The sequence below is a fragment of the Kineococcus aurantiacus genome, assembly GCF_013409345.1.
Classification (GTDB): Bacteria; Actinomycetota; Actinomycetes; order Actinomycetales; family Kineococcaceae; genus Kineococcus; species Kineococcus aurantiacus.
In genome coordinates this window covers 3,773,259-3,798,441 of sequence record NZ_JACCBB010000001.1, presented here as the reverse complement: position 1 = coordinate 3,798,441, position 25,183 = coordinate 3,773,259, and the positions used below count along the sequence as shown (strand labels likewise).

Genomic DNA, 25,183 nt, shown 5'->3' with positions numbered 1-25,183 from the left:
TGCAGGCTCCAGTCCCGTCCCCGGAGGTTCCCGTGCCTGCTCGCCCCACCGCCCGTCGCCCGTTCCTCGGTGTCCTGGGCGCCGTCGCCGTCGCCGGCCTCACCGCCGCCGGCTGCGGCTCGAACACCCTGTCGGGGGACGCCAGCAGCTCCTCGACCACGACGGCCGCCTCCGCGCCGGCCGCCGACCCCGCGCTGAAGGCGATGCTGCCCCAGTCGGTCCAGGACTCCGGCACGCTGCGCGTCGGCACCAACGCCGAGTACGCCCCCAACGAGTTCCTCGACGGCACCACCGTCAAGGGCATGGACATCGACGTCATGAACGCCGTCGGGGCCAAGCTCGGCGTCAAGGTGGAGTTCTCCGACGCCAGCTTCGACAGCCTGCTGACCGGCGTCGCGAGCAACCGCTACGACGCGGCGATCTCCTCGTTCACCATCACCGCCGAGCGCGTCGCGCAGGTCAACATGGTCCAGTACTACAACGCCGGGACCCAGTGGGTCGTGGCGAAGGGCAACCCCGACGGCATCGACCCCGACAACGCCTGCGGCAAGATCGTGTCCGTCCAGACCGGCACGACGCAGTCCGACCAGGACCTGCCCGCCCGCCAGCAGGCCTGCACCAGCGCCGGCAAGCCCGAGATCCAGGTGCTGTCCTTCGACTCCCAGGAGGACGCCACGACCGCGCTCGTCCAGGGCCGCGCCGCCGCGATGCTGGCCGACTCCCCCATCGCCGCGTACGCCGTCGAGCAGACCGGCGACAAGCTGGAGCTGGCTGGGGACGTCTACGACTCCGCCCCCTACGGCATCGTCGTCCCCAAGGCCGAGACCGGCGCCGCGGACGCCATCTCCAAGGCGCTGCAGGCGATGGCGCAGGACGGCTCCTACGAGGCCGCCCTGGCGCCCTGGGGCGGTCAGAGCGGCGCCGTGACCGAGTTCCCGGTCAACCCCGCGTCGTGAGCACGCCGGCCCCGGGCCGGGACGGGGACCGTCCCGGCCGCATCGACGCCGTCGAGGTGCGCCACCCCTGGCGGTGGGTGGCGCTCGCCGTCATCGCGGTGCTCACCCTCATGCTCGCCCACCTGCTGGTGACCAACGAGAACTTCGACTGGCCGTTCACCCTCGAGGTGATGAACCAGACGATCGTCATCCGCGGTTTCCTCGTCGGCACCCTGTTCACCACGGTGTGCGCCATGGTCATCGGGATCGTCGGCGGCGTGCTGCTGGCCGTCCTGCGGCTGTCCGACAACAAGGCGCTCGCCTGGTTCGCGTGGACGTTCACGTGGTTCTTCCGCGCCGTCCCCCGCTACGTCCTGCTGTCGGTCACCGGCGGTCTGGGCGCGCTGTTCGCCACGGGCCTGTCGATCGGCGTGCCGTTCGACTTCCTGCTCGCGCAGTGGTTCGGGACCCCGGACCTGCGGCTGCTCACGGTGTCCCAGACCACGCTGTTCGCCCTGTTCGGCGGGGTCTTCGGCGGCATCGTCGGGCTGGGGGTGTCCGAGGCGGCGTACATGGCCGAGATCGCCCGCGCCGGGCTGCTCAGCGTCGACCGCGGGCAGCACGAGGCCGCCGAGGCCCTCGGCATGTCGAAGCGGCTGGCGATGCGCCGGATCGTGCTGCCGCAGGCGATGCGGGTCATCGTCCCGCCCACCGGCAACGAGGTGATCGCCATGCTCAAGGACACCTCGCTGCTGGCCGCGATCCCCGTGTCCACCGAGCTGTTCTTCCGGGTCAGCCAGATCAAGAACCGGACGTTCGAGGTGATGGCGGGGAACATGGCCGCGGTCCTGTACTACCTCATCGCGACGTCGATCCTCATGGTCGGCCAGTACTTCCTCGAGAAGCGGTTCAGCCGCGGCTACGGGGGGACCGCGCCGCAGCGCCCGGCCGCGGCCGGGGTCTCGATGGGCCCGGGGGGTGCGAAGTGAGCGAGCCGCTGGTCAAGGCGCTCAACGTCCACAAGAACTTCGGCCACGTCGAGGTCCTCAAGGGCATCGACCTCGACGTCCACGCCGGGCAGGTCGTGTGCCTGCTCGGCCCGTCGGGTTCGGGCAAGACGACGTTCCTGCGGTGCATCAACTCCCTGGAGCGCATCGACGCCGGCCGCCTGTGGGTCGACGGGGAACTGGTGGGCCTGGCCGAGCGCGGGGGCCGGCTGCACCGGCTGACCGACAAGGAGATCGCGCGGCAGCGGCGGGACATCGGCATGGTGTTCCAGCGGTTTAACCTCTTCCCGCACATGAGCGCGCTGGAGAACGTCGTGGAGGCCCCCGTGCGGGTGCGTGGGGTCCCCAAGGCGGAGGCGCGACGGCGCGCCCTGGAGCTGCTGGAACGGGTCGGGCTCGCCGACCGCGCGCAGAACTACCCGGCGCAGCTGTCCGGCGGGCAGCAGCAGCGCGTCGCGATCGCGCGGGCGCTGGCCATGCAGCCCAAGCTCATGCTGTTCGACGAGCCGACCTCCGCGCTGGACCCCGAGCTCGTGGGTGAGGTGCTCGCCGTCATGCGCGAGCTCGCCGCCGACGGGACGACGATGGTCGTCGTCACGCACGAGGTGGCCTTCGCGCGGGACGTGGCCGACGAGGTCGTCTTCATGGACGGCGGGGTCGTCGTCGAGCGCGGGGCACCCGCCGACGTCATCGGCGCCCCGCGCGAGGAACGCACCCGGACGTTCCTGGCCCGCATGCTCGCCGGTCAGCCGGAGTAGGACGCCCGCAGCGCCACCGCGACCTGCCGCCGGCCCTCCCCCACGACCCGCCGGGCGTGCGGGAGGACCGGCGCGAGGGCGTCCACCCCGGCCGGGCGCGGCCGCCCGGACCCGGGCCGCCGGACGGACCTCACAGGGGGGCGACGGTGACCTCGTCGCCCAGCGCGCGGGACACGCACGGCATGACGTACCCGGCCCGCTCGTCGGCGGTCAGGACGAGGTCGCGGTGGTCGGCCTCCCCGGCGACCAGCCGCAACCGGCAGGTGCCGCAGGTGCCGGACTCGCAGGAGGCCTCGACGTCGACCCCCCGCGCGCGCAGCGCGTTCAGCAGGGTCCGGTCGGCGGGCACCGGGACCCGCGCCCCGGTGGGGGCCCACACGGCCGTGAACGGCGCGCGCCGGCCACCGAGGGCGTCGACGCCGGCGAAGTCCTCGACGTGGACGCGGCTGGGGCGCCAGTGCGCGGTGAGGGCCAGGACCTCCTCGACGAGCGCCGTGGGGCCGCAGCAGTAGACGCGCGCGTCGTCGTCGGGGTGCTCCAGGTGGGGCCACAGGTCCAGGCGGCCGTGCGTCGCGCTGTGGTGCAGCAGGGACCCGTCGGCGGAGAACTCGTCGAGGAACACCGTCTCCTCCGGCGTCCGGGTGAGGTAGAGGACCTGGACCTGCGCGCCGGGGCGGGCGCGCAGCTCCCCGACCATCGCGCGGACGGGCGTGATGCCGATGCCGCCGGCGATGAACAGGTACCGCTTCGCGGGCCGCAGGGCGAAGTTGTTGGCCGGCCAGGTGACCTCCAGGACGTCGCCCTCGCGGACGTCGTCGTGCAGGCTGACCGACCCGCCGCGGCCGCTCGCGTCCCGGCGCACGCAGATCACGTACTCGCGCGGGGCCCGGCCGCCGGGCTCGACGAGGCTGTAGCTGCGCCGCTGCCCCGCGGGGGTGGTGACGGTGACGTGCGCCCCGCCGCGGTAGGCGGGCAGGGCCGCGCCGGCGGGGTCGCGCAGGACGAACCGGGCGACCGAGGGGGTCGGGTCGGAGCGGTGCGCCACGACCAGGTGCAGCCGCTCAGCCAACGGGTGCCCCCACCGCGACCTCGCCGGCGCTGAGGACCTGCACGTAGCAGCCCACGACCTCGTGCCCGTAGGTGCGGGCCAGCAGCTGCGGGACGGGCAGGTCCCGGCGCCCGGTGCCGGGGCGGACCTCGGTGGCGGCGCAGCGGACCGTGACCTTCGTGCCGCGCACGCGGACGTCGCCGAGGGAGAACTCCCGGCCGACGAGGTCGAACTCGGCCCACGGTTCCAGGCCCTCGAGGTGGACGTTGGCGCGGAAGCGCAGCGGGTCGACCTCGGTGCCGGTGCGCTCGGCGAGGTCGCGCACGGAGGCGAGGTTGACGACCGAGACGTGCTCCATGGCCTCGTCGGAGGCGTGCGCGGTGTCGGTGAACCGGCGCCCCTCGTCGCGGGCGACGACGGGTTCGACCCCCGGCGGCAGGTCCAGGACGCGGGCGTAGAAGGCGCGCAGGTCGGCCAGCCCCCCGGCGGTCCCCAGGTCCGCGGTCAGGACGCGGTGCCCGCGGACGTCGACGGTGAAGACGCCGGTCGCGGTGTCGAGGTGGGTCGTCAGGCCGGCGAGGCGTTCCTCGGCGACCAGGACGTAGTAGTGGCGCTTGGAGACGCCGTGGCGCATGCCGGGCACGTACTCCCCGTCCGGCCGGGCCAGGGCCAGGGTGCGGTCGTGGGGGACGCCGCGGCCGGGGGTCAGCCGCACGCGGTCGAGGGGTTGCGGTGTCATGCCCTTGACCGGGTAGACGAACAGGCCGTCGACGTGCGGGGTCACGCGGTGATCGTAGGGGCCCGCCCCCCGGGGTGGCCCGCGGTGGTGCTCCCCCGTAGATTCCGGGGGCATGACGCTCGTCCCGTACACCGCCGGTGAGAAGCCGAGCCTGGTGGCCAGCCTGCAGCGTCACCGCGAGGCGGTGCTGTGGAAGCTCGAGGGCCTCGACGACGAGCAGCTGCGCCGCCGCGTCGTGGGCTCGGAGATCACCCTGCTCGGCACCGTGAAGCACCTGGCCAGCGTCGAGTACGGCTGGTTCTGCTCCACGTTCGGGCGGCCCAGCGACGAGGTCCCCTCGGCCGTGCTGGACGAGGACCCGCAGGCCGACTGGCGCATCCACCCGTGGGAGACCACCGAGGGCGTCCTGGCCTACTACCAGCGGGCCCGCGCCGCGGCCGACGCGGCGATCCGGGAGCTGAAGGTCACCGAGCGCGGCACGGCGTGGCACGGGGAGACCGTGACGCTGCGCTGGGTCCTGCTGCACATGGTCGAGGAGACCGCGCGGCACGCCGGGCACGTCGACGTGCTGCGCGAGCTCATCGACGGCCGCACCGGGGACCACCCGGAACCCGGCGACACGCCGTGACCGCTTGAGTTCCGGCGCGGGGTGGCCGATGGGTCCCCCGTGCCGTTCTCGCTGCGTCCCCGTTCCCTGCGCTCCCAGCTGCTGCTGCCGGGCGTGGGTGCCGTCGTCGTCACCGCGGGCCTGCTGAGCGCGCTGTCCGCCGTGCAGGTGGAGGGGCTGGCCCAGGACATCTCCGCCGACGTGCGGGCCGTGTCGGAGCAGTCGCTGCACGACGCCGGCACGCAGGTGCAGACGACGGTGTCCGCGCAGGCCGCGGCCGTGCAGGACCAGCTGGACTCCGACCTGCGGGTCGCCACCGACCGGCTGGACCAGTTCGGCCCCGCCGCGCTGGACGCCGGGGAGAGCGCCACCTGGACGGCCACCAACCAGGTCACCAAGGACAAGAGCACCGTCACCCTGCCCCGGCTGGAGTTCGGCGGCACGTGGCTGGGCCAGCAGGGCGACCCGGCCGCCGTCGTGCCCGCCATCGACGAGGCGGCCCGGCTCACCGGGGCGGCCGTCACGGTCTTCCAGAAGGTGAACGCCACCGGGGACATGCTGCGGGTCGCCACCACCGTCGTGGGGGCCAGCGGCTCGCGGGCCATCGGCACGTACATCCCCGCCGTCGGCGCCGACGGCTCGCCCAACGCCGTCGTGAAGTCGCTGCTGGCCGGGGAGACGTACCACGGCACCGCGACGGTCGTCGACAAGCCGTACGTGACGGTCTACGCCCCGCTCACCGTGGGCGGCGAGGTCGTGGGCGCCGTCTTCGTCGGCCTGCCCCAGGCCGACGTCACCGACGCCCTGCGCTCGGCGCTGACCTCCTCCACCGTGGGCCGCAGCGGCTACTACGCCGTGTTCTCCGACGCCGCCGCCACGGCCGGCACGGCCGTCGTGGCCCCCGACGGGACCGCGGACGGCGAAGCCATGGCCGACGCCGCCGACGCCGACGGCCGCCCCTACGTGCAGGAGCTGCTGGCGACCGCGAAGGCGCTGCCCGAGGGCGGGTTCACCACCACCCGCGTGCACCTGAGCTCGGGCAGCTACACGGTGGGCGTCTCGCGCTACCCCGCCTACAACTGGGTCGTCACGAGCTGGCTGCCCGACGCCGAGACCGCCGCCGTCACCGACCGCGTCGCCGCCGGCGGCGCCAGCCTGGTCCGCAACACCGTGCTGCTCGGCGCGGGCGTCGCGCTGCTCATGGCCGGGGTCATCGCCCTGCTGGCCCGCAGCCTGGTCGGCCGCATCGGCCGGCTCACCGACGTCCTGCGCCGCGTCGCCGCGCGGGACCTGTCCGCCCGCGTCCTGGCCGACGGCGAGCGCCACGGCGACGACGAGCTGGGCGCGATGGGCCAGGCCCTGGACGAGGCCACCGCGGCGGTGCGGGAGGCGCTGACCGCGGTCAGCGCCGGCGCGGGCCGGGTCACCGAGGCCGCCGGGGCCCTGGACGGGGCCAGCGACCGGCTCGCGGGCACCGCCGAGTCCACGGCCGCCGAGATCGTGCAGGTCTCCGGTGACGCCGCGACCGTCTCCGGCGGGGTGCACGAGGTCTCCGACGCCGTCGAGCAGCTGCGCGCGGCCGCCGACGAGGTGTCGGCCACGACGAGCAACGTCACCCTGGTCGCCGCCGACGCCGTCCAGCTGGCGCACGCCGCCAACGGCACGGTGGAGCGGCTGGGGGCCAGCTCCCAGCAGATCGCCGACGTGCTGCGCACCATCACCGCGATCGCGGCGCAGACGAACCTGCTGGCCCTCAACGCCACCATCGAGGCCGCCCGCGCCGGGGAGGCGGGGGCGGGGTTCGCGGTCGTGGCCGAGGAGGTCAAGGAGCTGTCCCGGCAGACCGCGCAGGCGACCGAGGAGATCGCGCCGACGCTGACGGCCGTGCAGTCGGAGGCCGCCGCGGTGCGGGCCGACATCGCCCGGATCACCGAGACCATCGCGCACATCGACGAGCTGCAGGCGGCCATCGCGGCCGCCGTCGCGCAGCAGCTGGCGACCACGACGTCCGTCAGCGGCACGCTGCACACCGCGGCGGACCGCTCGGCGGGCATCACCTCGGCCCTGGAGGGCACGGTCGGTGCGGTGCAGGGGACGACGGCGGAGGTGCGGGCGGTGCGCGGTTCGGTGGGTGAGCTGTCGGCGGTCGCCCGGCACCTGGACGAGCAGGTGCGCCAGTTCACGCTGCGCTGACCTCGTGCCGGTGGCGCCGGTCCCGCAGCCGCTGCAGCTCCAGGGTGACGGCGTAGCCGTACACGCTCAGCGCCGTGAACACCCACAGCCACAGGCAGACGGCGACGGCCCCCCCGACCTGGGTGAACCCGCCGAAGGGGGCGCCCAGGTCGACGGGGATGGCCAGGAAGAGCACGAAGCCCTGCAGGAAGCCGGAGACGAACGCGCCCGTGGCGTAGCCGCCCCACAGGGCGGCCCACCACCCCGGGCGGACCGGTCCGAGGACCTTGTAGACGTAGACGAGCACCGGCGAGACGACGAGCCAGTCGACGTTGAGCGCGATGTACACCGCCAGCACGGACCCGGGGGTCCCGGAGCCGAACAGCCGCACGAGCCAGGGCGCGACCTCCAGGACGGCGAGGAAGCCCGCCGGGGCGAGCAGCAGCAGCGGCAGCGCCTGCAGCCGCACCTTCCAGGCCCCCACCCGGCCCCGCACGGCGGCGGGGGGCGGTTCGGGGTGGCGCACGCTGACGCGCGCGAACCCGCGCCGCAGGCCCTCCCCGTAGACGGTCGCGGGCACCAAGGCCACGACGACGGCGACCCAGCCGACGTCGACGGCGCGCGCCGCCAGCTCCCGCACGACGTCCCCGGCGCCCTGGGCGCTGGGCAGGGCGCGGCCGACGGCGTCGGCCAGCTCCAGCACCTGCCCGGGCCCGATGACGGCGGCCAGCAGCCGGACCACGACGATGAGCGAGGGCACGAGGGCGATGGCGGCGTAGAAGGTGACCCCCGCCGAGACGAGGAAGAGGTCGTGACCGTGCAGGCGGGCGTGGACGTCCGCGAAGAGCCTGCGCAGGAACCTCATGCGCCTGCCGGCACGAGGCGGACCGGGTCGGGTGACCGGGTGCCGCGGAAGGTGCGGCGGTAGGCGGTGGGGGTGGTCCCGACGAGCCGCAGGAAGTGCTGGCGCAGCATCGCCGCGGAGCCGAAGCCGCAGCAGCGGGCCACCTCGTCGACGCTCTCGTCGCCCTCCTCCAGCAGCAGCCGGGCCGCGGTGACGCGGCGCTCCAGCAGCCAGCGGTGGGGGGTGACGCCGGTCTCGGCGCGGAACCGGCGGGCGAAGGTGCGCGGGGACATGGTGGCCGCGCGGGCCCAGGCGGCGACGTCGATCTCGGTGTGCAGGTTCGCCGCGGCCCAGTCCAGGGCGGCGGCCAGGGACTCGTCGGCGCACGGGCGGACGGGGGCCTCGACGTACTGCGCCTGCCCGCCGTCGCGGTGCGGGGGCACGACCATGCGGCGGGCGATGGCCGTGGCGACGGCGGTGCCGTGGTGCCGGCGGACCAGGTGCAGGGACAGGTCGATGCCCGCCGACGTGCCCGCGCTGGAGGCGATGGGGCCGTCCTCGACGTAGAGGACGTCGGGGACGACCTCGACGAGGGGGAAGCGGCGGGCCAGCTCGGTCGCGTACATGTAGTGGGTCGTGGCGCGGCGGCCGTCGAGCAGCCCGGTGTGGGCGAGGGTGAAGGCGCCGCTGCAGAAGCTGGCGACGGTGGCCCCGCGCGCCGCCGCGGCGTGCAGGCGCTCGGTGAGCTGGTCGCCGGGCGGCTCGAACCCGCGCTTGGTGGGGGTCACGATCACGAGGTCGGCGTCGTCGAGGCGGTCGAGGCGGTGGTCGGCCGTGAGGGAGAAGCCCTGCCGGGAGGGCACGGGGCCCTCCTGCTCGGTGCAGACGGCGAAGCGGAACGGCGGCACGCCGTCGTCGGCGCGGTCGATGCCGAAGACCTCGCAGGCCACGGAGAACTCGAACGCCGAGAAGCCCTCCTCGACGACGACCGCGACGTCGTGCAGGTCACCGCTGGTCCCCATGACCGGCAGTGTGCCAGCGCCCGGGCCGGTTGGCAGGATGTGGCCGGACCTCGGCGGGGCTGCCACTGGCCCGGGGGCGCGACCACGAGGACGCTGCGGAGGTGACCACCGGCTCCCCGCACCCCGCTCCGCCCGCCCTCGACGTCCGGACCGCGCTCGAGGCCCAGCAGCGCGCGTTCCTGGCCCTGGCCCGCGAGGTGGGACCCGACGCCGCCGTCCCGGGCTGCCCGGGCTGGCGGGCCCTGGACCTCGTGACGCACCTGACGGGGGTCCACCGCTGGGCCGCGGCCGTGACCCGCACCCCCGTCGGCGGCACCGTGCCCGACGACGCCGACCCGGCCCCGGACCCCGCGCCGTGCGCGGCGTACGCGGCCGCCGCGCGGGACCTGCTCACCGCGCTCGGCGAGGACCCGGCCCGGCCCTGCCCGACCTTCGCCGGGCACGGCGTGGTCGCCGACTGGGGGCGCCGGCAGCTGCACGAGACCCTCGTGCACACGTGGGACCTGGCCGACGCCGCGGGGCGGCCGCGCGAGGGCGCCCCGGACGTCGTCGCGGACGCCGTCGAGGAGGTCCTGGACACGGTGCTGCCGCGGCAGGTCCGGCTGGGCCGGGTGGCGGCGCCCGCGGTGGCGGTCGAGCTGCTGGGGTCGCGGCGCCGGGTGCTGGGCACCGGGCCGGTCGTGGCGTCGGTGTCCGGGGCGGACGCCGACCTGGTGCGCCTGCTGTGGCGGCGCACGACGTGCGGGGACCCGCGGCTGGTCGTCCGGGGCGACGCCCGGCGCGCGCGGGAGGTCCTGGGCGACGCCCTCACCCCCTGAACCGGGGCGTCCGGGCGGGCCCCGAGCGCTTGGCAGGATGTGGCCGAACGTCGGCAGAACTGCCACTCGTCCGGTGCGGCGCGGCGGCGGAGGCTGAAGGCGTGCCCACCGACCTCCCCGCCCTCCTCGTGCTCCTCGTCCTCGTGGTGCTGGCCCTGGCCGCACCCCGCTTCGGCGCCGACACCCGCACCTCCCGCGCGTGGTCCGACGCCGACCCCCTCCCCTACCCCGTGCAGCGCCGGTAGGGGCGCCGCAGCCGTCAAGTCCGCCCCCGGACCCGTCGACAACACCCCGACGACCCGTCCGAGGAGGAACCGCCGTGCGAGTGCACCACGCGCGCTGGGACCGCGCGCAGGGGTGGTCCACCCCGCTGCCGGCCGTGGACGGACCCCGCACCCTGGTCCTGGTGCTCAGCGGCCCCGCCGTGCCGGGACCCGACGTCCCCGTCGCCGACCTGCTGGCCGCCTACCCCCGCTCCAGCGTCCTGGGCGCCTCCACCGCCGGCCTCGTCCTGGGCGACGCGCTGCTGGACGAGGAGGTGCTCGTCACCGTCGTCACCTTCGAGCGCACCCGGGTCGTCCTCGACCACGTCCCGCTGACCGCGGGCACCTCCGAGGAGGCCGGCGCCGCCCTCGGCGGCCGCCTGCGCGCCCACGGCTCGGGCCCCGGCGAGGACCTGGCCGCCGTCCTCGTCCTGGCCCACGGCCGCGACGTCGTCGGCAACGCCCTGGCCGAGGGCCTGTCCCGCGGGACCGGCGGCACCGTCCCCGTCTTCGGCGGCATGAGCGCCGGGCTGCCCGCGCCCGGCGGCCTGCTGCCGCCGTGCTGGGTGCTGGTCGACGGCCGGCCGCGGACCGGGGTCGTGACCGCCGTCGGGCTCTACGGCGAGCGCGTCGGGCTGAGCGTGGGCACCGGCAGCGGCTGGGCCGACCTGGGCCCGCAGCGGCGGGTGACCCGCGCGGACGGCGCCACCCTGCACGAGCTGGACGGGCAGCCCGCGCTCGCGCTCTACAAGCGCTACCTCGGCGAGGAGGCCCGCGGCCTGCCGGTGGCCGGGCTGCGCTTCCCGCTGGCCATCCGCCGCCCCGGCGAGCACGGCACCGCCGTGGTGCGCTCGGTCCTCGACGTCGACGACGCCACCGACACCATCCTGCTCACCGGCGACGTGCCCCAGGGCTGCACCGCCCAGCTGCTGCACCAGGACTCCGAGGCGCTGGCCGACGCCGCCGAGCAGGCCGCGCGCCGGGCCGTCGCCGCCGCGGACGTCCCCGTCGGCCTGGCCCTGGTCGTCACCTGCCTGGGACGCCGGCTGGCGCTGGGCTCGCGCACCGAGGACGAGCTGGAGTCGGTCGTGGCCGGCCTGCCCGCCGGGACCCCCGTGCTGGGCTTCTACACCTACGGCGAGCTGGCGCCGACGGCGGCGCGCTCGTGCGACCTGCACAACGAGACGCTCACCGTCGCCGTCCTGGGCGAGCGCCCGTGACCGACCCCTCCCCCGACGGCGCCGTGCACCGCGTCCTGGCCCGGCAGCTGCGCCGCCTGGGCCTGGACGCGGCCACCGTCCCGGACCCCGAGCGCTGGCAGCGGCTGCTCACCGGCGTCTCCGACGTCTACACCGAGCACGACCGCTCCCGGTACGTGCTGGAACGGGCCATGCGGATCTCCGCCGAGGAGATGACCGGGCTGCACGAGGAGCTGCGCTCGCGCGCCCTGCTGGACGGCATGACCGGGCTGGCGAACCGGGCCGGGCTGCTCGACGGGCTGGACCGGCTGCTGGAGCGCGCCACCGCGCGGGGGACCCGGGTGGCGGTGTGCTTCGTCGACCTCGACGGGTTCAAGGCCGTCAACGACCGGTACGGCCACGCCGCCGGGGACGAGCTCATCACCGCGGCCGCCGGCCGGCTGCGGACCGGCTGCCGCTCCGCGGACCTCGTGGGCCGCCTCGGCGGCGACGAGTTCCTCACGGCCACGGCCGACCCCGGCACCGACGCGCAGGCGCTGGCCGTGGCCGGGCGGCTGGTCGAGGCCCTGTCCCGGCCGTTCGCCCTGAGCGCCGGCAGCGTCCGCGTCGGCGCCAGCGTCGGGCTGGCCCTGGCGACGGCGGCCGGCCGCACCGGGGAGGACCTCGTGCGCGCGGCCGATGACGCGATGTACGCGGCGAAGGCGGCCGGCAAGAACCGCGTGCACCACGTGGACCTGGACGCCTGAGGACCCGCGCCCGCCCGCTCCCCCTGGCGCGACGGCCCGTCAGTGCTTGGCTGGGGTCATGCGCATCTTCTTCACCGGCGGCAGCGGCAAGGCCGGTCACCACGTCGCCCCGTACCTGGCCTCCCGGGGCCACCGGGTCACCAACGCCGACCTCACCCCGCTGCGCCACCCCGACGTCGCCGACCTGCGGGTCGACCTGACCGACGCCGGCCAGGTCTACTCCGCGCTGGCGGGCACCCCCGCGGACGACCTCGACACCCCCGGCCCCGACACGGGTGGCGGCTCGGCGTACGACGCCGTCGTCCACTTCGCCGCGATCCCCAGCATGTTCCAGGCCCCCGAGGCCACGACGTTCCAGACCAACGTCGCGGCCCACTACAACGTGCTGGAGGCCGCGACCCGGCTCGGGATCCGCAAGGTCGTCTTCGCCTCCTCCGAGACCACCTACGGGATCTGCTTCGCCCGCGGGGAGCGCAAACCCCTGTACGTGCCCGTCGACGAGGAGCACCCCGTCGTGCCGGAGGACGCCTACGCCATCTCGAAGGTGGCCGGGGAGGTCGTGTCGCGGTCGTTCCAGGCCCGCACCGGCGCCGACGTCTACGGGTTCCGGATCAACAACGTCATCGAGCCGCACGAGTACGCCGAGAAGTTCCCGGCGTTCCTGGCCGACCCGTCGCTGCGGCGGCGCAACGTCTTCGCCTACATCGACGTCCGCGACCTGGGGCTGGCGACCGAACGGGCCCTGGAGACCGACGGCCTCGGCTTCCAGGTGTTCAACGTCGCCAACGCGGACATGTCGGTCGCCGCGACCACGCAGGAGGTCCTCGAGAGGTTCTACGCCGGGGTCGAGGTGCGCCGGGAGATGGGGCGGGACGAGACCCTCTACAGCATCGACAAGGCCCGCGAGCTGCTCGGGTTCTCCCCGCAGCACTCCTGGCGCGACGTGCTGGACGACCCCCGCGCCGGGGCCTGAGCCCCGCCCCGCGGGGTGCGGGAGGTCAGGTCACCAGGCCCAGGCGGCGCAGCTCCACGGCCAGGTCGTGCGGGCTGGACGCGGCGTCCTGGGCGTCCTCCAGCGTCACGACGCCGTCGCGGACCAGCGTGACGAGGTGCTGGTCGAACGTCTGCATCTGGTAGTACTGCCCCTCGCGGATGAGGTCGGTGATGAGGTTCGTCTTGTCCGGGTCCGCGATGGCGTCGGCGATGCGGCCGGTGTTGACGCAGATCTCCATGACCACGCAGCGCCCCGCGCCGTCGGCGCGGGGCACCAGCCGCTGGCAGACGATCCCGCGCAGCGACCCGGCCAGCGCCAGCCGCACCTGCTTCTGCTCGTGCGGGGGGAAGAAGTCGACGATGCGCGAGATCGTCTCGGCCGCGTCGATGGTGTGCAGCGTCGACATGACGAAGTGCCCGGTCTCGGCGGCCGACAGGGCGGCCTTGACGGTCTCCTGGTCGCGCATCTCCCCGACGAGGATGACGTCGGGGTCCTGGCGCATCGCCGCGCGCAGCGCCGTGGTGAAGTCGGCGGTGTCGAGGCGGACCTCGCGCTGGCTGACGATCGAGCGGTTGTCGGTGTGCAGGACCTCGATGGGGTCCTCGATGGTGACGATGTGCGACTCGCGCACGGTGTTGATGTGGTCGATCATCCCGGCCAGCGTCGTGGTCTTGCCCGACCCGGTGGGGCCGGTGACCAGCAGCAGCCCGCGGTGCTCCAGGGCGAGCTGCTCGATGACCGGCGGCACGCCGAGCCCGGACAGCGGCACGGCCTGGGCGGCGACGCGGCGCAGCACCAGCCCCACGGCCCCGCGCTGGCGGAAGGCGTTGACGCGGAAGCGGCCCGCCCCGCCGGGCAGGCTGTAGGCGAAGTCGGCCTCGTGGGTGCGGGCGAACTCCTCGACGAGGTCGTCGCGCATGATCTCCTCGAGCATCCGCTCGGTGACCTCCGCCGTCAGCGCGGGGGCCTGCAGCGCCCGCAGCCGGCCGTCGATGCGCAGGCGCGGCGGCGAGCCCGCCTTGCAGTGCAGGTCCGAGCCGCGCAGCTCGACCAGGGCCCGCAGGTACGGCGTGATGAGCGGTTCGACCGGGACGGCCCGGTGCCCGGCGCTCGGCTGCTCGGTCCCCTGCGTGGTCGTCACCCCAGCGGCATCGGCGCGGGCGCGGGCGACCTTGAGCACCCCTCGCCCCGTGGGACGATGGACGGCGGAGAAGCACCCGACCAGCACGGAGGAGGACCACCATGAGCAAGCGAGGCCGCAAGCGCCGTTCGCGCAAGGGCAACGGCGCGAACCACGGCAAGCGCCCCAACGCCTGAGTCTGCTCGCAGACACGACGGAGGCCCCGGACCCTGACGGGTCCGGGGCCTCGTGCGTGCGGGGGTCAGCCGGCGGTGGTGGTGACCTGCGTGATCGAGACGAGGATGCGTGCCCGCAGGGTCTGCGGGGCCTCCTCGCAGGGGCAGCCGTCGCGGATGACGCGCTTGAGCTTCTCGTCCTCGGCGAGCTGGGCCAGGCAGCTGGCGCACTCCTCCAGGTGCGCGCGCAGCTGCTCGCAGTCCAGGTCCGGCATCTCGCCGTCGAGGTACTCGAAGGCCCGGTCCAGGACCTCGTGGCAGTGCTTGGACCCGCTCACGACGCACTCTCCTTCTGGGTCGCACCGGACACGCCGCGGTCCACGGCGTAGTCGCGCAGCAGCTCGCGCAGCTGACGACGGCCGCGGTGCAACCGGGACATCACCGTCCCGATGGGAGTGCCCATGATCTCGGCGATCTCCTTGTACGCGAAGCCCTCGACGTCGGCCAGGTAGACGGCCAGCCGGAAGTCCTCGGGGACCTGCTGCAGCGCCCGCTTGACGTCGGAGTCAGGCAGGTGGTCCAGCGCCTCGGTCTCGGCCGAGCGCAGACCGGTCGAGGAGTGCGACTCGGCCCGGGCCAGCTGCCAGTCCTCGATCTCGTCCGAGTGCGACTGCTGGGGCTCGCGCTGCTTCTTGCGGTACGTGTTGATGTACGTGTTCGTGAGGATCCGGTACAGCCACGCCTTGAGGTTCGTCCCGGGCGTGAACTGGTGGAACGCGCCGTAGGCCTTCGCGAAGGCGTCCTGGACGAGGTCCTCGGCGTCGGCGGGGTTGCGCGTCATGCGCAGGGCCGCGGAGTACAGCTGGTCCAGGAAGGGCAGGGCGTCGCGCTCGAAGCGCGCGGCCCGCTCGTCAGCGGTCTCCTCGGCGACGGTGGTCGCCGGGACCTGCTCGGTCTGCTCGGTCATCGGGATCGAGCCTAGGCCCTGCGCGGGGACGGCGCCCACGCGCGGGGCACGGTGGTCCTGGCGGCGGGGCGGTCCGGCCGTCCCGCGGGACGGGGTGCGCGGCTCGACCCGGCGCGCGGACGGGCGCCGGGCCTCCCGGACGGGTTCGAGGGGTGGGGCGAGCGGCATGACCGGGACAACGCGGGGCCCGCCGTCACCATTCCGTCACCCACCGATCGGTTCGCCGGTGCGCAGGTCCACCACGCCCGCCAGGTCGGCGAGGGGGACGGGGTCCAGCAGGTCCTCGCCGGTGTCGCGGACGTCGCCGACGCGCCGGGAGACGGGGTGGGCCCGCAGCGCACCGCCGAGGAAGAGGTCGTGCGGGACGGCCCCCAGCAGGGACCGCACGTCGTCGGCGTCGTCGAGGGAGGGGTCCAGCCAGGCGTCGCGCAGGTCCCGCGGGACGACGAGGGGCATCCGCTCGTGCAGCCGGTCCAGCCCCGCCTCGGCCGCCCGCGTGACGACGGCGAAGGACACCACCCAGCGGGCGGGGTCCTCGGGGGCCCTGGCGGGGTCCTGCCAGAACTCGTAGACCCCGGCCAGCGACAGCACCGACCCGTCGGCGGCGGACACCGCGAAGGGCTGCTTGAGCGGCTTGCCGCCGGGCCCGGTGACCGCGGTGGTCTGCCACTCGTACCAGGCGTCGACGGGCACCAGGCAGCGGCGCGCGAGCGCGGCCGCGGCGAAGGCGGGCTTGTCCAGCAGCGTCTCGGACCGCGCGTTGACCATCCGGGCCGCGCCGGAGGCGTCCTTCGACCAGCTGGGCACCAGGCCCCACCGCAGCGCGCGCAGCGAGCGGGTGGGCGGGGCGTCCGGTTCGCCCTTGCGGAAGCGCTCCAGCACCACCGGGGGCGTCGTCGTGGGGGCGACGTTCGTGGACCGGGTGACCGCCGCGGGATCGGCGGCGGGGCCGGTGAGGGTGTTGTCGTCGACCTCGAACTCCTCCACGAGGTCCTCGAGCTCCCGACGCAGGGCGTAGCGACCGCACACCCGGCAGACCTTGCCACCCGCCCCGGACACGACCGGCACGAGGCCCGCGTTCGCGGTGGGCACCGCGGTGCGGTAGGCAACTCCCATGACTGTGGTGCGACGAGTGGCCCGCCCGATGCTCGCGGCGATCTTCATCAAGAACGGCATCGACCAGGTCCGGCACGCCGCCGACCTCGCGCCCTCGGCCGAACCGCTCGTGCACCGGGCGGCCGGGACCCTGCGGCTGCCCGACGACCCGGTGCTGCTGGTCCGCCTGAACGGAGCCGCGATGGCGGGCGCGGGCGTGCTGTTCGCCCTCGGCCGCGCGCCCCGGCTGGCCGCGACGGTGCTGGCCGCGACCGCGGCCCCGACCGCCGCGGTCAACCACCCGTTCTGGTCCGAGAAGGACTCCACGGTGCGCGCCGAGGTCCTCACCGACTTCCTCACCGACGTCGGCCTGCTGGGCGCGGCCCTGCTGGCCGCCGCCGACACCGCCGGCAAGCCCGGCGCGCTGTGGCGCGGCAAGCGCGCGGGCCGCGACGCCCAGCGCCTGGCCCGGCTGGCGGCCCGCGAGGCCCTGCACGCCGCCGAGATCGGCAAGAAGGACGTCCAGCTGGCCGCGGCCAAGCTCGGCTGAGCTCTCCCGGCGGGTCGCGCGGCGACGGTCGCGCCCCGTCGCGGGCGGCTGGGAGGATGCCCCCGTGACCCCGAACGATCCGTCCAGCAGACCCCCGAGCCCGGTCGCCGACGCCGGTGAGCTGTGGGCCGCGCCGACCGCGGCCGGCCCCCTCGACGCCGTGGTGGCAGTGCCGGGCTCGAAGTCGCTGACGAACCGCTACCTCGTGGTGGCGGCGCTGGCCGAGCGCCCCTCCCTGCTGCGCGACCCGCTGGTCTCGCGGGACACGCTGCTCATGGCCGACGCGCTGCGCCAGCTCGGCGCGGACGTGGTCGAGGGCGGTCACGCCGCCGAGGGCGTCGGCCCGGAGGACTGGGTGGTGCGCCCGGGCCCGGTCACCGGCGGCTCCCGCATCGACTGCGGGCTGGCCGGGACGGTCATGCGCTTCCTGCCGCCCGTCGCGGCCCTGGCCGACTCCCCCGTCGAGTTCGACGGCGACACCCGGGCCCGCGAGCGCCCCATGGGTGCCGTCGTCGAGGCCGTGCGCCAGCTCGGCGCGCTCGTGGAGGACGGCGGGCGCGGGCTGCTGCCGTTCAGCGTCCAGGGCCCGGCCGGCGGGCTGCGCGGCGGCACCGTCCGCATCGACGCCTCGGCCTCCAGCCAGTTCGTCTCGGCGCTGCTGCTGGTCGGGGCCCGCACCCGCGAGGGCCTGGAGGTCGTCCACGAGGGCCCGCCCATCCCGAGCCTGCCGCACATCCGGATGACGGTGGAGGTGCTGCGCGACGCCGGGGTCCTGGTCGACGACTCCACGCCGGGGCGCTGGTTCGTCGAGGCCGGGGAGATCAACCCCCTCGACGTCCAGGTCGAGCCGGACCTGTCCAACGCCGGGCCGTTCCTGGCCGCGGCGGCCGTGGCCGGGGGCCGGGTGCGGGTGCCGGGGTGGCCGCAGTCGACGACGCAGGCCGGCGACGTGCTGCGCGACGTGCTGGACCAGATGGGCGCGGACGTGACGCTGGACCGCGACGGGCTGCTCGTGGAGGGCACCGGGGAGCTGTACGGCGTGGACCTGGACCTGCACGAGGCCGGGGAGCTGGCGCCGGTCGTGACCGCGCTGGCGGCGCTGGCGTCCTCCCCGAGCCGGCTGCGCGGCATCGCGCACCTGCGCGGGCACGAGACCGACCGGCTCAAGGCCCTGGTCACCGAGGTGAACAGCCTGGGCGGGCGCGCCGAGGAGACGCTGGACGGGCTGCTGCTGCACCCGGCGCCGCTGCACGGCGGGGTGTTCCGCACGTACGCCGACCACCGGATGGCCACCGCGGGGGCCGTCATCGGGCTGCGGGTCGAGGGGGTCCTCGTGGAGGACATCGCCACGACCGGCAAGACGCTGCCCGACTTCCCCGGCATGTGGGCCTCGATGCTGGCCGGGGTGGGCGCCTGAGCCCCCGCCAGCGCGGTCCGCTCGGCCGGTTCGACGAGGACGACGTCCGGGTCCGGCCGAACCGGCGCGGGTCGCGACCGCGGACCAAGGACCGCCCCGCGCACGCCGACGCCGTCGACGCGTTCGTGGTCGCCGTCGACCGCGGCCGCTCGACGTGCCTGGTCGGTGAGGGCACGGCGGAGCAGCGCGTGGTGACGGCCATGCGGGCCCGGGAGCTGGGGCGCACGGGCGTCGTCGTGGGCGACCGGGTGGGCCTGGTCGGGGACGTGTCGGGGACGACGGACACCCTGGCGCGCATCGTCCGCATCGACGAGCGGCGCACGACGCTGCGCCGGTCCGCCGACGACAGCGACCCGGTGGAGCGCGTCGTGGTGGCCAACGCCGACCTGCTCGTGGTGGTGGCGGCCGTGGCGAACCCCGAGCCGCGCTCGCGGCTGGTCGACCGCTGCCTCGTGGCGGCGTACGACGCGGGCATGACCCCGCTGCTGTGCCTGACGAAGGGCGACCTGCGGCCCGCCGAGGAGGTGCTGACCACCTGGGCGCCGCTGGGGCTGGAGGCCGTCGTGACCTCGCGCGGGCCCGAGGGGCTGGTGGGCCTGGACGCGGTCCGGGAGCGGCTGGCCGGCCGCACGAGCGTGCTGGTGGGTCACTCCGGCGTGGGCAAGTCGACCCTGGTCAACGCCCTGGTCCCGGACGCCGAGCGGGCCACCGGCCACGTCAACGCCGTGACGGGCCGCGGGCGGCACACGTCGTCGGCGTCCTCGGCGCTGGCCCTGCCCGGCGGCGGCTGGGTCGTCGACACCCCGGGGGTGCGCTCGTTCGGGCTGGCCCACGTCGCGCCGGAGTCGGTGCTGCGGGCGTTCCCGGACCTGCTGCCCGGGGAGCGGGACTGCCCGCGCGGCTGCACCCACGACGAGCCGGACTGCGCGCTGGACGCGTGGGTCGCGACCGGGCACGCGGGGGCCGCGGGCCCGGTGCGGCTGGAGTCGTTCCGGCGGCTGCTGGCGGCCCGCCGCAGCACGCGGGAGGACACCGGCCGCGACGGCGGCGCACCGGGGAGCGCACCGGGGGGCGGGCCGGCGCCCCGGTGACCCGTCACGTCCCCGGCACGCACTCGCCGTCACCGGTGATGCCATAGGGTGACGACGACGACCGGTCGGAGACGGGGGAACGGCGCGCCATGGGGGATGTGCCAGCCACCCGTCCCGGCGGGCCCGGCGCGACGCTGACCGCCCCCGGCCTGAGCCTGGTCCTGACCCCCTCCCCCGCGGCCCCCGCCGCCCGCCCCGGGCCCCCGCAGGTCACCGACCCGCCGTGGACGGTGCTGCGCGAGCTCGGCCGCGGCGCCGGGTCCGTGGTGCACCTGGCCGTGCGCGGCGACCGCGAGTACGCCGTCAAGCGCCGGCGCACCGACCTGCCCGGCGCGGACCCCGCCGGACCCGCCGGACCCGCCGAGGACGAGCGCGCCCTGCGCCGCGAGGCCGCGCTGCTGGCCAGCGTCCACCACCCCGGGCTCCCCCGCGTCCACGCCGTCACCGAGGTCGAGGGCCGCCTCGGCGTCGTCGTGGACGCCCACGACGGCACCACGCTGGCGGACCTGCTGGCCCCCGCCCCGGCCGGTCCCGCCGGGCACCCCGGCGGGGCCCGGACCGCGACGCTGCCGGTGGTCACGACCCTGCGGCTCGTCGTGGACGTGTGCGACGCCCTGCACGCGCTGCACCGCAGCGGCCTCGTCCACGGCGACGTGGAGCCGTCCAACGTGCTGGTGACCGCCGCGGGCCGCGCGGTCCTCGTCGACCCCGACCTGGCGCGGCCGCGGACCGCCGCGGCCCCACCGCACCGCTCCCCCGAGCAGACCGGGGCGGTGCGCGGCCCCGTCGACCACCGCAGCGACCTGTACTCGGTGGGGGCCGTGCTGCTGCAGTGCCTGACCGGGCGCACCCCCGGCGGCCCAGACGCGGCCCCCGGCCCGCTGGGCCCCGGCGTGCCGCCGGCCCTGGGGCCGCTGCTGCGGCGGCTGCTGGCCCCCGAGGCCCGCGACCGCCCCGCCGACGCCACGGCCGTCGCCGACGAGCTGGCGCGCCTGGCCGCCGACACCGCCCCCGACATCGCGCTGGGCCGCCGCCGCTGGCACGCCCCGGCCGACGCCCCGCTGCTCGAGCGCAGCCGGCAGACCGCGGCGCTGGAGGCCGCCTGGGACAGCGCCCGCGCCGGGTCCGGCGGTGTCGTCGTCGTGCGCGGGGCCGCCGGGTCGGGCCGCTCGGTCCTGGTCGAGGCCCTGCGCCGCAAGGCCTCGGCGCAGGGCGCGACGACCGTCGTCCTGGACACCACGACGTCGCCGGGGGCTCCGCTGAGCGCCCTGCGGCGGGCGGTCCCGGCCGGGGGGCTGAACCCGGCGGGCCCCGCGCCGGCCGACCCCGGCGGCCCGGGCGCGGAGGACCCGCGACCGGGGGCGCTGGCCGAGGAGCTGCTGCAGCACGCCGCCCGGACCGGGCCGCTGCTCGTCGTGCTCGACGACACCGAGCACGCCGACGCCTCGACGCTGGCCGTGCTGCGGTGGCTGGCCGCGGAGTGCGCCGACCTGCCGCTGCTCGTGGTGCTCGTCGACCGGGCCCGCACCCCCGGGACCCCCGCCGCCCCCGGGGAGCCCGGCGACGTCGAGGACGGCCTGCCCGGACCCGGCGCGGTGGTGCTGGAGGTGCCGCCGCTGTCCGACGCCGCGGCCCGCGCCGTCGTGCGGCGCAGGCTGCCCGGCGCGGTGGTCACCGACCCGGTCGCCGCGGCGCTGGTCTCGCGGGCCGCGGGCAACCCCGGGGCCCTGCTGGCCCTGCTGACGACCCTGCTGGACCAGGGCGGCCTGGTGCCGGAGTGGGGCCGCTGGCGCCTGGAGCACGACGCGCTGGAGGCGGTCCCCGTCGCCCCCCGGCTGCTGACCGCCCTCCTGCGGCGCCTGGAGGAGCTGCCGGCGGGCCAGCGGGACGCGCTGCGGCTGGCCGCGGCGTGCGGGCGCTCCGTCGACGACCACCTCGTGCTGCGGGCCGCGGTCCCGGGGCTGGACGCCGACGCCGTGCACGCCGGCCTGGCCGCCGGGGTCGCGGCCAGGCTGCTGCGCGCGCTGCCCGGCGGCCGGCACGAGTTCCTGCACCAGCAGGTCGTCGACGCCGTCCTCGACGGGGTCGGCGAGGCCGGGCGGCGGGCCCTGCACGCGCGGCTGGCGCGGGTCCTGCGCGCCGACACCCGGACCGGTGCGGACGGCGCCGACCGCGACGCGCTGTTCGCCTGCGCCCACCAGCACCTGCGCGCCGGGGACGCCATGGCCCCCGCCGACGTCGTCCGGGCCTGCGCCGCCGCGGGGGTCGAGGCCGCCCGCCGCTTCGCCCCCGAGACGGCCGTCACCCTCCTGGGGCAGGCCGTGCGGACCGCCGACGCCGCGGGCCTGGACCTCGACCCGCGGCTGCGCCGGCTCCTGGCGGCGTGCCTGGCCCGGCAGGACCGGCACGCCGAGGCGCACGCGCACCTGGAGCACCTGCTGGCCCCGGCGGCGGACGACGCCCTGACCCGGGCGGTCGTCCTGGGCGAGGTCGCGCTCCTGCACCGCCACGAGCGCACCCCGCACGCCCCCGGCCGCACGACCGGCGCGGCCGCGCGGGGGCTGGCGCAGCTGCGGGCCGCCCGCCCGGTGAGCGCGCCGGGCCGGTGGGCGGCCGCGCTGGCCGCCCTGCTCCTGCTGGCCGGCACCGTCCTGCACCCGGGGCGGCGCCGGGACGGCCGGCACCGGCGGGACTCCGCCCGCGAGGTGCGCCGGGCCACCGTCGAGGGCGCGCACGCGGTGCTGCTGCGCGAGGCCGCCGCGGCGGACCTGCAGGCGGGCCGGACCGCGGCGGCCGTGCCGACCGCGCTGGCGGCCTGGGCGCGCGCCGTGCGCGCCCGCCGCCGGGACCTGGCCCGCGACGCGCGCTGGTCCCTGCGCGCCGCGCTGGAGCAGGCCCGCACCGGCCGCGCGAGCGTCCTGCCGGTCCGGTTGCCCGGCGGCGCCGGTCTCGTGGGGGAACCGCTGACCGCCCCGGACCACCGGCCCGGGGAGACCGAGCCGACCGTCCTGGCCTCGGTGCGGCTGGCCGCGGGCCTGCGCCGGCTGTGGTCGGGCGGCACGTGGCGGGCCGTGGCCGACGTGCTGGAGGCGGACGGCCAGTGGCTGGACCTGCCGCTGTACGTCCTGGGGACCTGCGCCGTGGCGGGCGAGCGGCTCGCCGCCGGGCACGTCGGCACCGCCGCGGCCTGGCACGCCCGGGCCGCGCGGCGGGTCCCCGCGGGAGCGCCCGCGCCCGTGGAGCTGGAGCTGCTGCGGGCCGCGCTGCTGAGCGCCCGCGGCCGCCCCGGGGAGGCCGGGGACGTGCTGGACGCCGTGCGCCTGCGGCTGGAGCGCGGCACCGGGGACGACCCGGGCGGCACGGACCCGCTGAGCGGGTTGCAGCTGCAGCTGGCGACCACCCGGTGGCTGCTGGAGCAGGCCGACGTCGGCGAGCGCTTCGACGAGGCCGCCGCCCGCGCCGAGCGGCTGGTCCGCAGCACGCCGCTGCCCGGTGCGCCGGAGGTCCGCTGGACGCGGGTGCTGGTGCTGCAGGGCCGGGTGGCGCAGCTGCGCGCCGCCGTGCAGGCCGGGGACCGGGCCGGCGCGCGCGAGCGCGAGCGGCAGGTCGCCGACGCCCTGCGCGGGCTGCGCCGCGGCCGCGGCAGCGCCGTCCAGGACGCCCACGTCGAGGTGGTCCGCGCCGCCGCCCTGTTCCGGCTGGGCCGCCGCGGCCCGGCGTCGCGCCTGCTGGGCTCGGCCGAGGCCCGGGCCCGGCACCTGGACGCCCCCCTCGTGGACCACCTGGTGCTGCGGCTGCGGGCCGAGGTCGCCGAGGCCGCGGGTGCGCAGCCGGACGCGGACCGCCTGCGGTGGCTGGCCACGGCGCTGGCCGAGAAGCACGGCTGGGTCACCCTCGCCCGGCGGGGACGGCCCGAGGCCGTCGCGGGCCCGGCCGCGGGCACCGCCCGCGGTCCGTGGACCCCGGCGCCGGGGCGACGGCGGCGGCTGCTGTCGGCCATGCGCGACGTGGGGCACGCGGCCCAGGTGCTGGACCCGCAGGACGTGGTGCGGCTGGCGCTGGACCAGGCGTGCGAGGTGCTGGGGGCCGACCGGGCCGTGCTGGCGGTCCTGGACGGCCGGGACGAGCTGACGGTCCTCGCCGGCCGCACCCGCTCGGGCACCGACCTGTCCCCGGCCGAGCCCGTCGACCCCGCGGCCGCGCGCGCCGCCCGCACGGGCCGGCCGGTGGTGCGCGGTGGGCTGGAGCCGGTCCCGGCGCGGGTCCCGGCGCACGGTGCGTCCGACGGGGTCGGCGGGGCTGACGGGGCCGACGGGGCCCGCAGCGTCGTGGCCGTGCCGCTGCTGGTGCGCGGGCGCCGCACGGGGGTGCTCTCGGCGATCAGCACGCTGACCCCGGGCGCCTTCGGCCGCGGCGACGTGGAGCTGCTGCAGCTCATCGCCGGGCAGGTCGCGGCGGCGCTGGAGACGGCCCGCGCGGCGCGGCTGGAGATCGAGGTGCACGGGGCCCAGCGCGAGCGGGACCTGGCCGAGGCGGTGCGCCGGGTGACCGAGGAGGTCTCCGGCAGCCTGGAGCTGCCCACGGTGCGCCGCCGGCTGCTGCGCTCGGCCGTGACCGAGCTGGGCGCCCGCCGCGGCGCCCTCGTGCCGGTGCGCACCGGCGCGGGGCCCGACGGGGGGCCGACCGCACCGGTGCCCGCGCTGGTCACCGCCGCGGACGGGCCGGTGCGGGAGGTCGCCTGGGGCCGGGACTGGCGGGCCGAACCGGACTGCGCGCGGCTGCTGGAGAGCGCCGGCGCCACCCGCGGCACCACGGGCGGCACCACCGGGGGCGGGACCGCGCTGCCACCGCGCCTGGCCGGGCTGCTGGACCTGGCCCCCGGGCCCGGCGGGGCCACCCCCGCCGCCGGCGCCACCGGTTCCGACGGCGCCCACGGCACCGACGGGGGGTCGTGGCTGGTGGTCCCCCTGAAGGACCGGACGGGCCTGGTCGCCGAGGTGCTCGTGCTGTCGGGGGACGCCGACGGTCCCGCCTCGCGCGCCCACGTCGCCGAGGCCCTGGCCGCGCCCGCCGCGATCGGCCTGGAGAACGCCCGCCTCTTCGCCCGGGTCGAGCACCTGGCCCGCACCGACTCCCTGACGGGCGTCGCCACGCGCGGTCACCTGCTGCGGGTGGGCGAGCAGCGCCTGCGGGCCGATCCCGAGGGTCCCGCCGCGGCCGTCATGGTGGACGTCGACCACTTCAAGTCCGTCAACGACACCCACGGCCACGCGGCCGGCGACGAGGTCCTGGCGGCCGTGGCGCGCCGGCTGCAGGAGCAGACGCGGGGGTCCGACGTCCTGGGCCGGTACGGCGGGGAGGAGTTCGCGCTCGTCCTGACCGGCCCGGGGGCCGGTGCGGAGCCGTTCGACCCGCTGGAGGTGGCCGAGCGGCTGCGGGCCGCCGTGCGCAGCAGCCCCGTGCCGGTGCGCGGCGCGCGGCTGCGGGTCACCGTCAGCGTGGGGGTCGCGCTGCGGCGCGACGGCGAGCACCTGCCCGACGTGCTGGCCCGCGCCGACGCGGCGCTCTACCGCGCCAAGGCGGCGGGTCGCGACGTCGTCGTCGCCGCGCCCTGA

At 76.9% G+C, this 25,183-nt stretch carries 24 protein-coding genes; 15 read left to right on the top strand and 9 right to left on the bottom strand.

Going from position 1 to position 25,183, the window contains the following annotated elements:
* The first annotated feature begins 32 nt into the window (after positions 1-32).
* From BJ968_RS18260 to BJ968_RS18250, 3 genes are read left to right on the top strand one after another with little or no spacing between them, the layout of a single operon-like run.
* A complete protein-coding gene (locus BJ968_RS18260) occupies positions 33-956 on the top strand; it encodes an ABC transporter substrate-binding protein (RefSeq protein ID WP_343078114.1) in 924 nt (307 codons plus the stop codon).
* Positions 953-1,924, top strand: a complete 972-nt coding sequence (locus BJ968_RS18255) for an amino acid ABC transporter permease (RefSeq protein ID WP_343078113.1) — start codon at positions 953-955, stop codon at positions 1,922-1,924. Before BJ968_RS18260 ends, BJ968_RS18255 begins: the two co-directional genes overlap by 4 nt.
* On the top strand, positions 1,921-2,700 hold the full coding sequence (locus BJ968_RS18250) for an amino acid ABC transporter ATP-binding protein (protein ID WP_343078112.1): 780 nt from the start codon (positions 1,921-1,923) through the stop codon (positions 2,698-2,700). The genes BJ968_RS18255 and BJ968_RS18250 overlap by 4 nt, the downstream gene beginning before the upstream one ends.
* Here BJ968_RS18250 and BJ968_RS18245 read toward each other — a convergent pair.
* From BJ968_RS18245 to BJ968_RS18235, 3 genes are read right to left on the bottom strand one after another with little or no spacing between them, the layout of a single operon-like run.
* Positions 2,688-2,834: a hypothetical protein gene (locus BJ968_RS18245; RefSeq protein ID WP_179754241.1), complete on the bottom strand. Its 147-nt coding sequence runs from the start codon at positions 2,832-2,834 to the stop codon at positions 2,688-2,690. The two genes, BJ968_RS18250 and BJ968_RS18245, sit on opposite strands and share 13 nt — an antisense overlap.
* The gene (locus tag BJ968_RS18240; protein ID WP_179754239.1) at positions 2,831-3,769 is read right to left on the bottom strand and encodes a PDR/VanB family oxidoreductase; all 939 of its coding nucleotides are present in this window, start codon (positions 3,767-3,769) and stop codon (positions 2,831-2,833) included. The genes BJ968_RS18245 and BJ968_RS18240 overlap by 4 nt, the downstream gene beginning before the upstream one ends.
* A complete protein-coding gene (locus BJ968_RS18235; protein WP_179754237.1) occupies positions 3,762-4,532 on the bottom strand; it encodes an MOSC domain-containing protein in 771 nt (256 codons plus the stop codon). The genes BJ968_RS18240 and BJ968_RS18235 overlap by 8 nt, the downstream gene beginning before the upstream one ends.
* Positions 4,533-4,599: 67 nt before the next feature.
* On the opposite strand from BJ968_RS18235, the gene BJ968_RS18230 reads away from it, so the two are divergent.
* The gene (locus BJ968_RS18230; protein ID WP_179754235.1) at positions 4,600-5,115 is read left to right on the top strand and encodes a DinB family protein; all 516 of its coding nucleotides are present in this window, start codon (positions 4,600-4,602) and stop codon (positions 5,113-5,115) included.
* Between the two features lie 39 nt (positions 5,116-5,154).
* On the top strand, positions 5,155-7,287 hold the full coding sequence (locus BJ968_RS18225) for a Cache 3/Cache 2 fusion domain-containing protein (protein ID WP_179754232.1): 2,133 nt from the start codon (positions 5,155-5,157) through the stop codon (positions 7,285-7,287).
* On the opposite strand, the gene BJ968_RS18220 is transcribed toward BJ968_RS18225, so the two are convergent.
* A complete protein-coding gene (locus BJ968_RS18220) occupies positions 7,274-8,131 on the bottom strand; it encodes a YihY/virulence factor BrkB family protein (RefSeq protein ID WP_179754230.1) in 858 nt (285 codons plus the stop codon). The two genes, BJ968_RS18225 and BJ968_RS18220, sit on opposite strands and share 14 nt — an antisense overlap.
* Complete coding sequence (locus BJ968_RS18215) at positions 8,128-9,132, bottom strand: GlxA family transcriptional regulator (RefSeq protein ID WP_179754228.1); 1,005 nt, start codon at positions 9,130-9,132, stop codon at positions 8,128-8,130. The genes BJ968_RS18220 and BJ968_RS18215 overlap by 4 nt, the downstream gene beginning before the upstream one ends.
* 101 nt (positions 9,133-9,233) lie before the next feature.
* Here BJ968_RS18215 and BJ968_RS18210 point away from each other — a divergent pair, with 101 nt between their 5' ends.
* From BJ968_RS18210 to BJ968_RS18190, 5 genes are all read left to right on the top strand, one after another.
* Positions 9,234-9,950 carry a maleylpyruvate isomerase family mycothiol-dependent enzyme gene (locus BJ968_RS18210; protein ID WP_179754225.1) on the top strand — a complete coding sequence of 239 codons (717 nt, stop codon included), beginning with the start codon at positions 9,234-9,236 and terminating at the stop codon, positions 9,948-9,950.
* A gap of 101 nt (positions 9,951-10,051) precedes the next feature.
* A complete protein-coding gene (locus BJ968_RS18205) occupies positions 10,052-10,195 on the top strand; it encodes a hypothetical protein (protein ID WP_179754223.1) in 144 nt (47 codons plus the stop codon).
* A gap of 74 nt (positions 10,196-10,269) precedes the next feature.
* Positions 10,270-11,433: an FIST C-terminal domain-containing protein gene (locus tag BJ968_RS18200; RefSeq protein WP_179754221.1), complete on the top strand. Its 1,164-nt coding sequence runs from the start codon at positions 10,270-10,272 to the stop codon at positions 11,431-11,433.
* Positions 11,430-12,158: a diguanylate cyclase domain-containing protein gene (locus BJ968_RS18195; protein ID WP_179754219.1), complete on the top strand. Its 729-nt coding sequence runs from the start codon at positions 11,430-11,432 to the stop codon at positions 12,156-12,158. Before BJ968_RS18200 ends, BJ968_RS18195 begins: the two co-directional genes overlap by 4 nt.
* Positions 12,159-12,216: 58 nt before the next feature.
* Positions 12,217-13,131 carry an NAD-dependent epimerase/dehydratase family protein gene (locus tag BJ968_RS18190; RefSeq protein ID WP_179754217.1) on the top strand — a complete coding sequence of 305 codons (915 nt, stop codon included), beginning with the start codon at positions 12,217-12,219 and terminating at the stop codon, positions 13,129-13,131.
* A 25-nt stretch (positions 13,132-13,156) separates the two neighbouring features.
* On the opposite strand, the gene BJ968_RS18185 is transcribed toward BJ968_RS18190, so the two are convergent.
* Complete coding sequence (locus BJ968_RS18185) at positions 13,157-14,293, bottom strand: PilT/PilU family type 4a pilus ATPase (protein WP_179754215.1); 1,137 nt, start codon at positions 14,291-14,293, stop codon at positions 13,157-13,159.
* A gap of 101 nt (positions 14,294-14,394) precedes the next feature.
* Between BJ968_RS18185 and BJ968_RS27175 the strand changes: the two genes are divergently transcribed.
* Positions 14,395-14,469, top strand: coding sequence for a 50S ribosomal protein bL37 (locus tag BJ968_RS27175; protein ID WP_375791718.1), 75 nt, complete (start codon positions 14,395-14,397; stop codon positions 14,467-14,469).
* 65 nt (positions 14,470-14,534) lie between these two features.
* On the opposite strand, the gene rsrA is transcribed toward BJ968_RS27175, so the two are convergent.
* Genes rsrA through BJ968_RS18170 form a run of 3 tightly spaced genes read right to left on the bottom strand, consistent with a single transcriptional unit; the run spans position 14,535 to position 16,507 of the window.
* A complete protein-coding gene (gene rsrA / locus BJ968_RS18180; protein ID WP_179754213.1) occupies positions 14,535-14,786 on the bottom strand; it encodes a mycothiol system anti-sigma-R factor in 252 nt (83 codons plus the stop codon).
* Positions 14,783-15,583 (bottom strand): sigma-70 family RNA polymerase sigma factor, encoded by an 801-nt coding sequence (locus BJ968_RS18175; protein WP_343078111.1) that lies wholly within the window; start codon positions 15,581-15,583, stop codon positions 14,783-14,785. Before BJ968_RS18175 ends, rsrA begins: the two co-directional genes overlap by 4 nt.
* A 36-nt stretch (positions 15,584-15,619) precedes the next feature.
* Positions 15,620-16,507 (bottom strand): SOS response-associated peptidase family protein, encoded by an 888-nt coding sequence (locus BJ968_RS18170; RefSeq protein WP_218885155.1) that lies wholly within the window; start codon positions 16,505-16,507, stop codon positions 15,620-15,622.
* 22 nt (positions 16,508-16,529) lie between these two features.
* On the opposite strand from BJ968_RS18170, the gene BJ968_RS18165 reads away from it, so the two are divergent.
* The 4 genes from BJ968_RS18165 (at position 16,530) to BJ968_RS18150 (ending at position 25,183) form a co-directional block, all read left to right on the top strand.
* Positions 16,530-17,060: a DoxX family membrane protein gene (locus BJ968_RS18165; RefSeq protein ID WP_179754210.1), complete on the top strand. Its 531-nt coding sequence runs from the start codon at positions 16,530-16,532 to the stop codon at positions 17,058-17,060.
* 64 nt (positions 17,061-17,124) lie between these two features.
* On the top strand, positions 17,125-18,477 hold the full coding sequence (gene aroA / locus BJ968_RS18160; protein ID WP_179754209.1) for a 3-phosphoshikimate 1-carboxyvinyltransferase: 1,353 nt from the start codon (positions 17,125-17,127) through the stop codon (positions 18,475-18,477).
* Entirely contained in the window at positions 18,474-19,568 is a 1,095-nt protein-coding gene (gene rsgA / locus BJ968_RS18155; RefSeq protein WP_218886412.1) for a ribosome small subunit-dependent GTPase A, read from the top strand. Before aroA ends, rsgA begins: the two co-directional genes overlap by 4 nt.
* 98 nt (positions 19,569-19,666) lie before the next feature.
* Positions 19,667-25,183: a diguanylate cyclase gene (locus BJ968_RS18150; protein WP_179754207.1), complete on the top strand. Its 5,517-nt coding sequence runs from the start codon at positions 19,667-19,669 to the stop codon at positions 25,181-25,183.

Excerpts from the sequence above, each read along its gene's own strand:
- BJ968_RS18230 (WP_179754235.1), top strand. The coding sequence starts at position 4,600 with ATGACGCTCGTCCCGTACACCGCCGGTGAGAAGCCGAGCCTGGTGGCC.
- BJ968_RS18220 (WP_179754230.1), bottom strand. The coding sequence starts at position 8,131 with ATGAGGTTCCTGCGCAGGCTCTTCGCGGACGTCCACGCCCGCCTGCAC.
- BJ968_RS18215 (WP_179754228.1), bottom strand. The coding sequence starts at position 9,132 with ATGGGGACCAGCGGTGACCTGCACGACGTCGCGGTCGTCGTCGAGGAG.
- BJ968_RS18190 (WP_179754217.1), top strand. The coding sequence starts at position 12,217 with ATGCGCATCTTCTTCACCGGCGGCAGCGGCAAGGCCGGTCACCACGTC.
- BJ968_RS18175 (WP_343078111.1), bottom strand. The coding sequence starts at position 15,583 with ATGCCGCTCGCCCCACCCCTCGAACCCGTCCGGGAGGCCCGGCGCCCG.
- BJ968_RS18165 (WP_179754210.1), top strand. The coding sequence starts at position 16,530 with ATGACTGTGGTGCGACGAGTGGCCCGCCCGATGCTCGCGGCGATCTTC.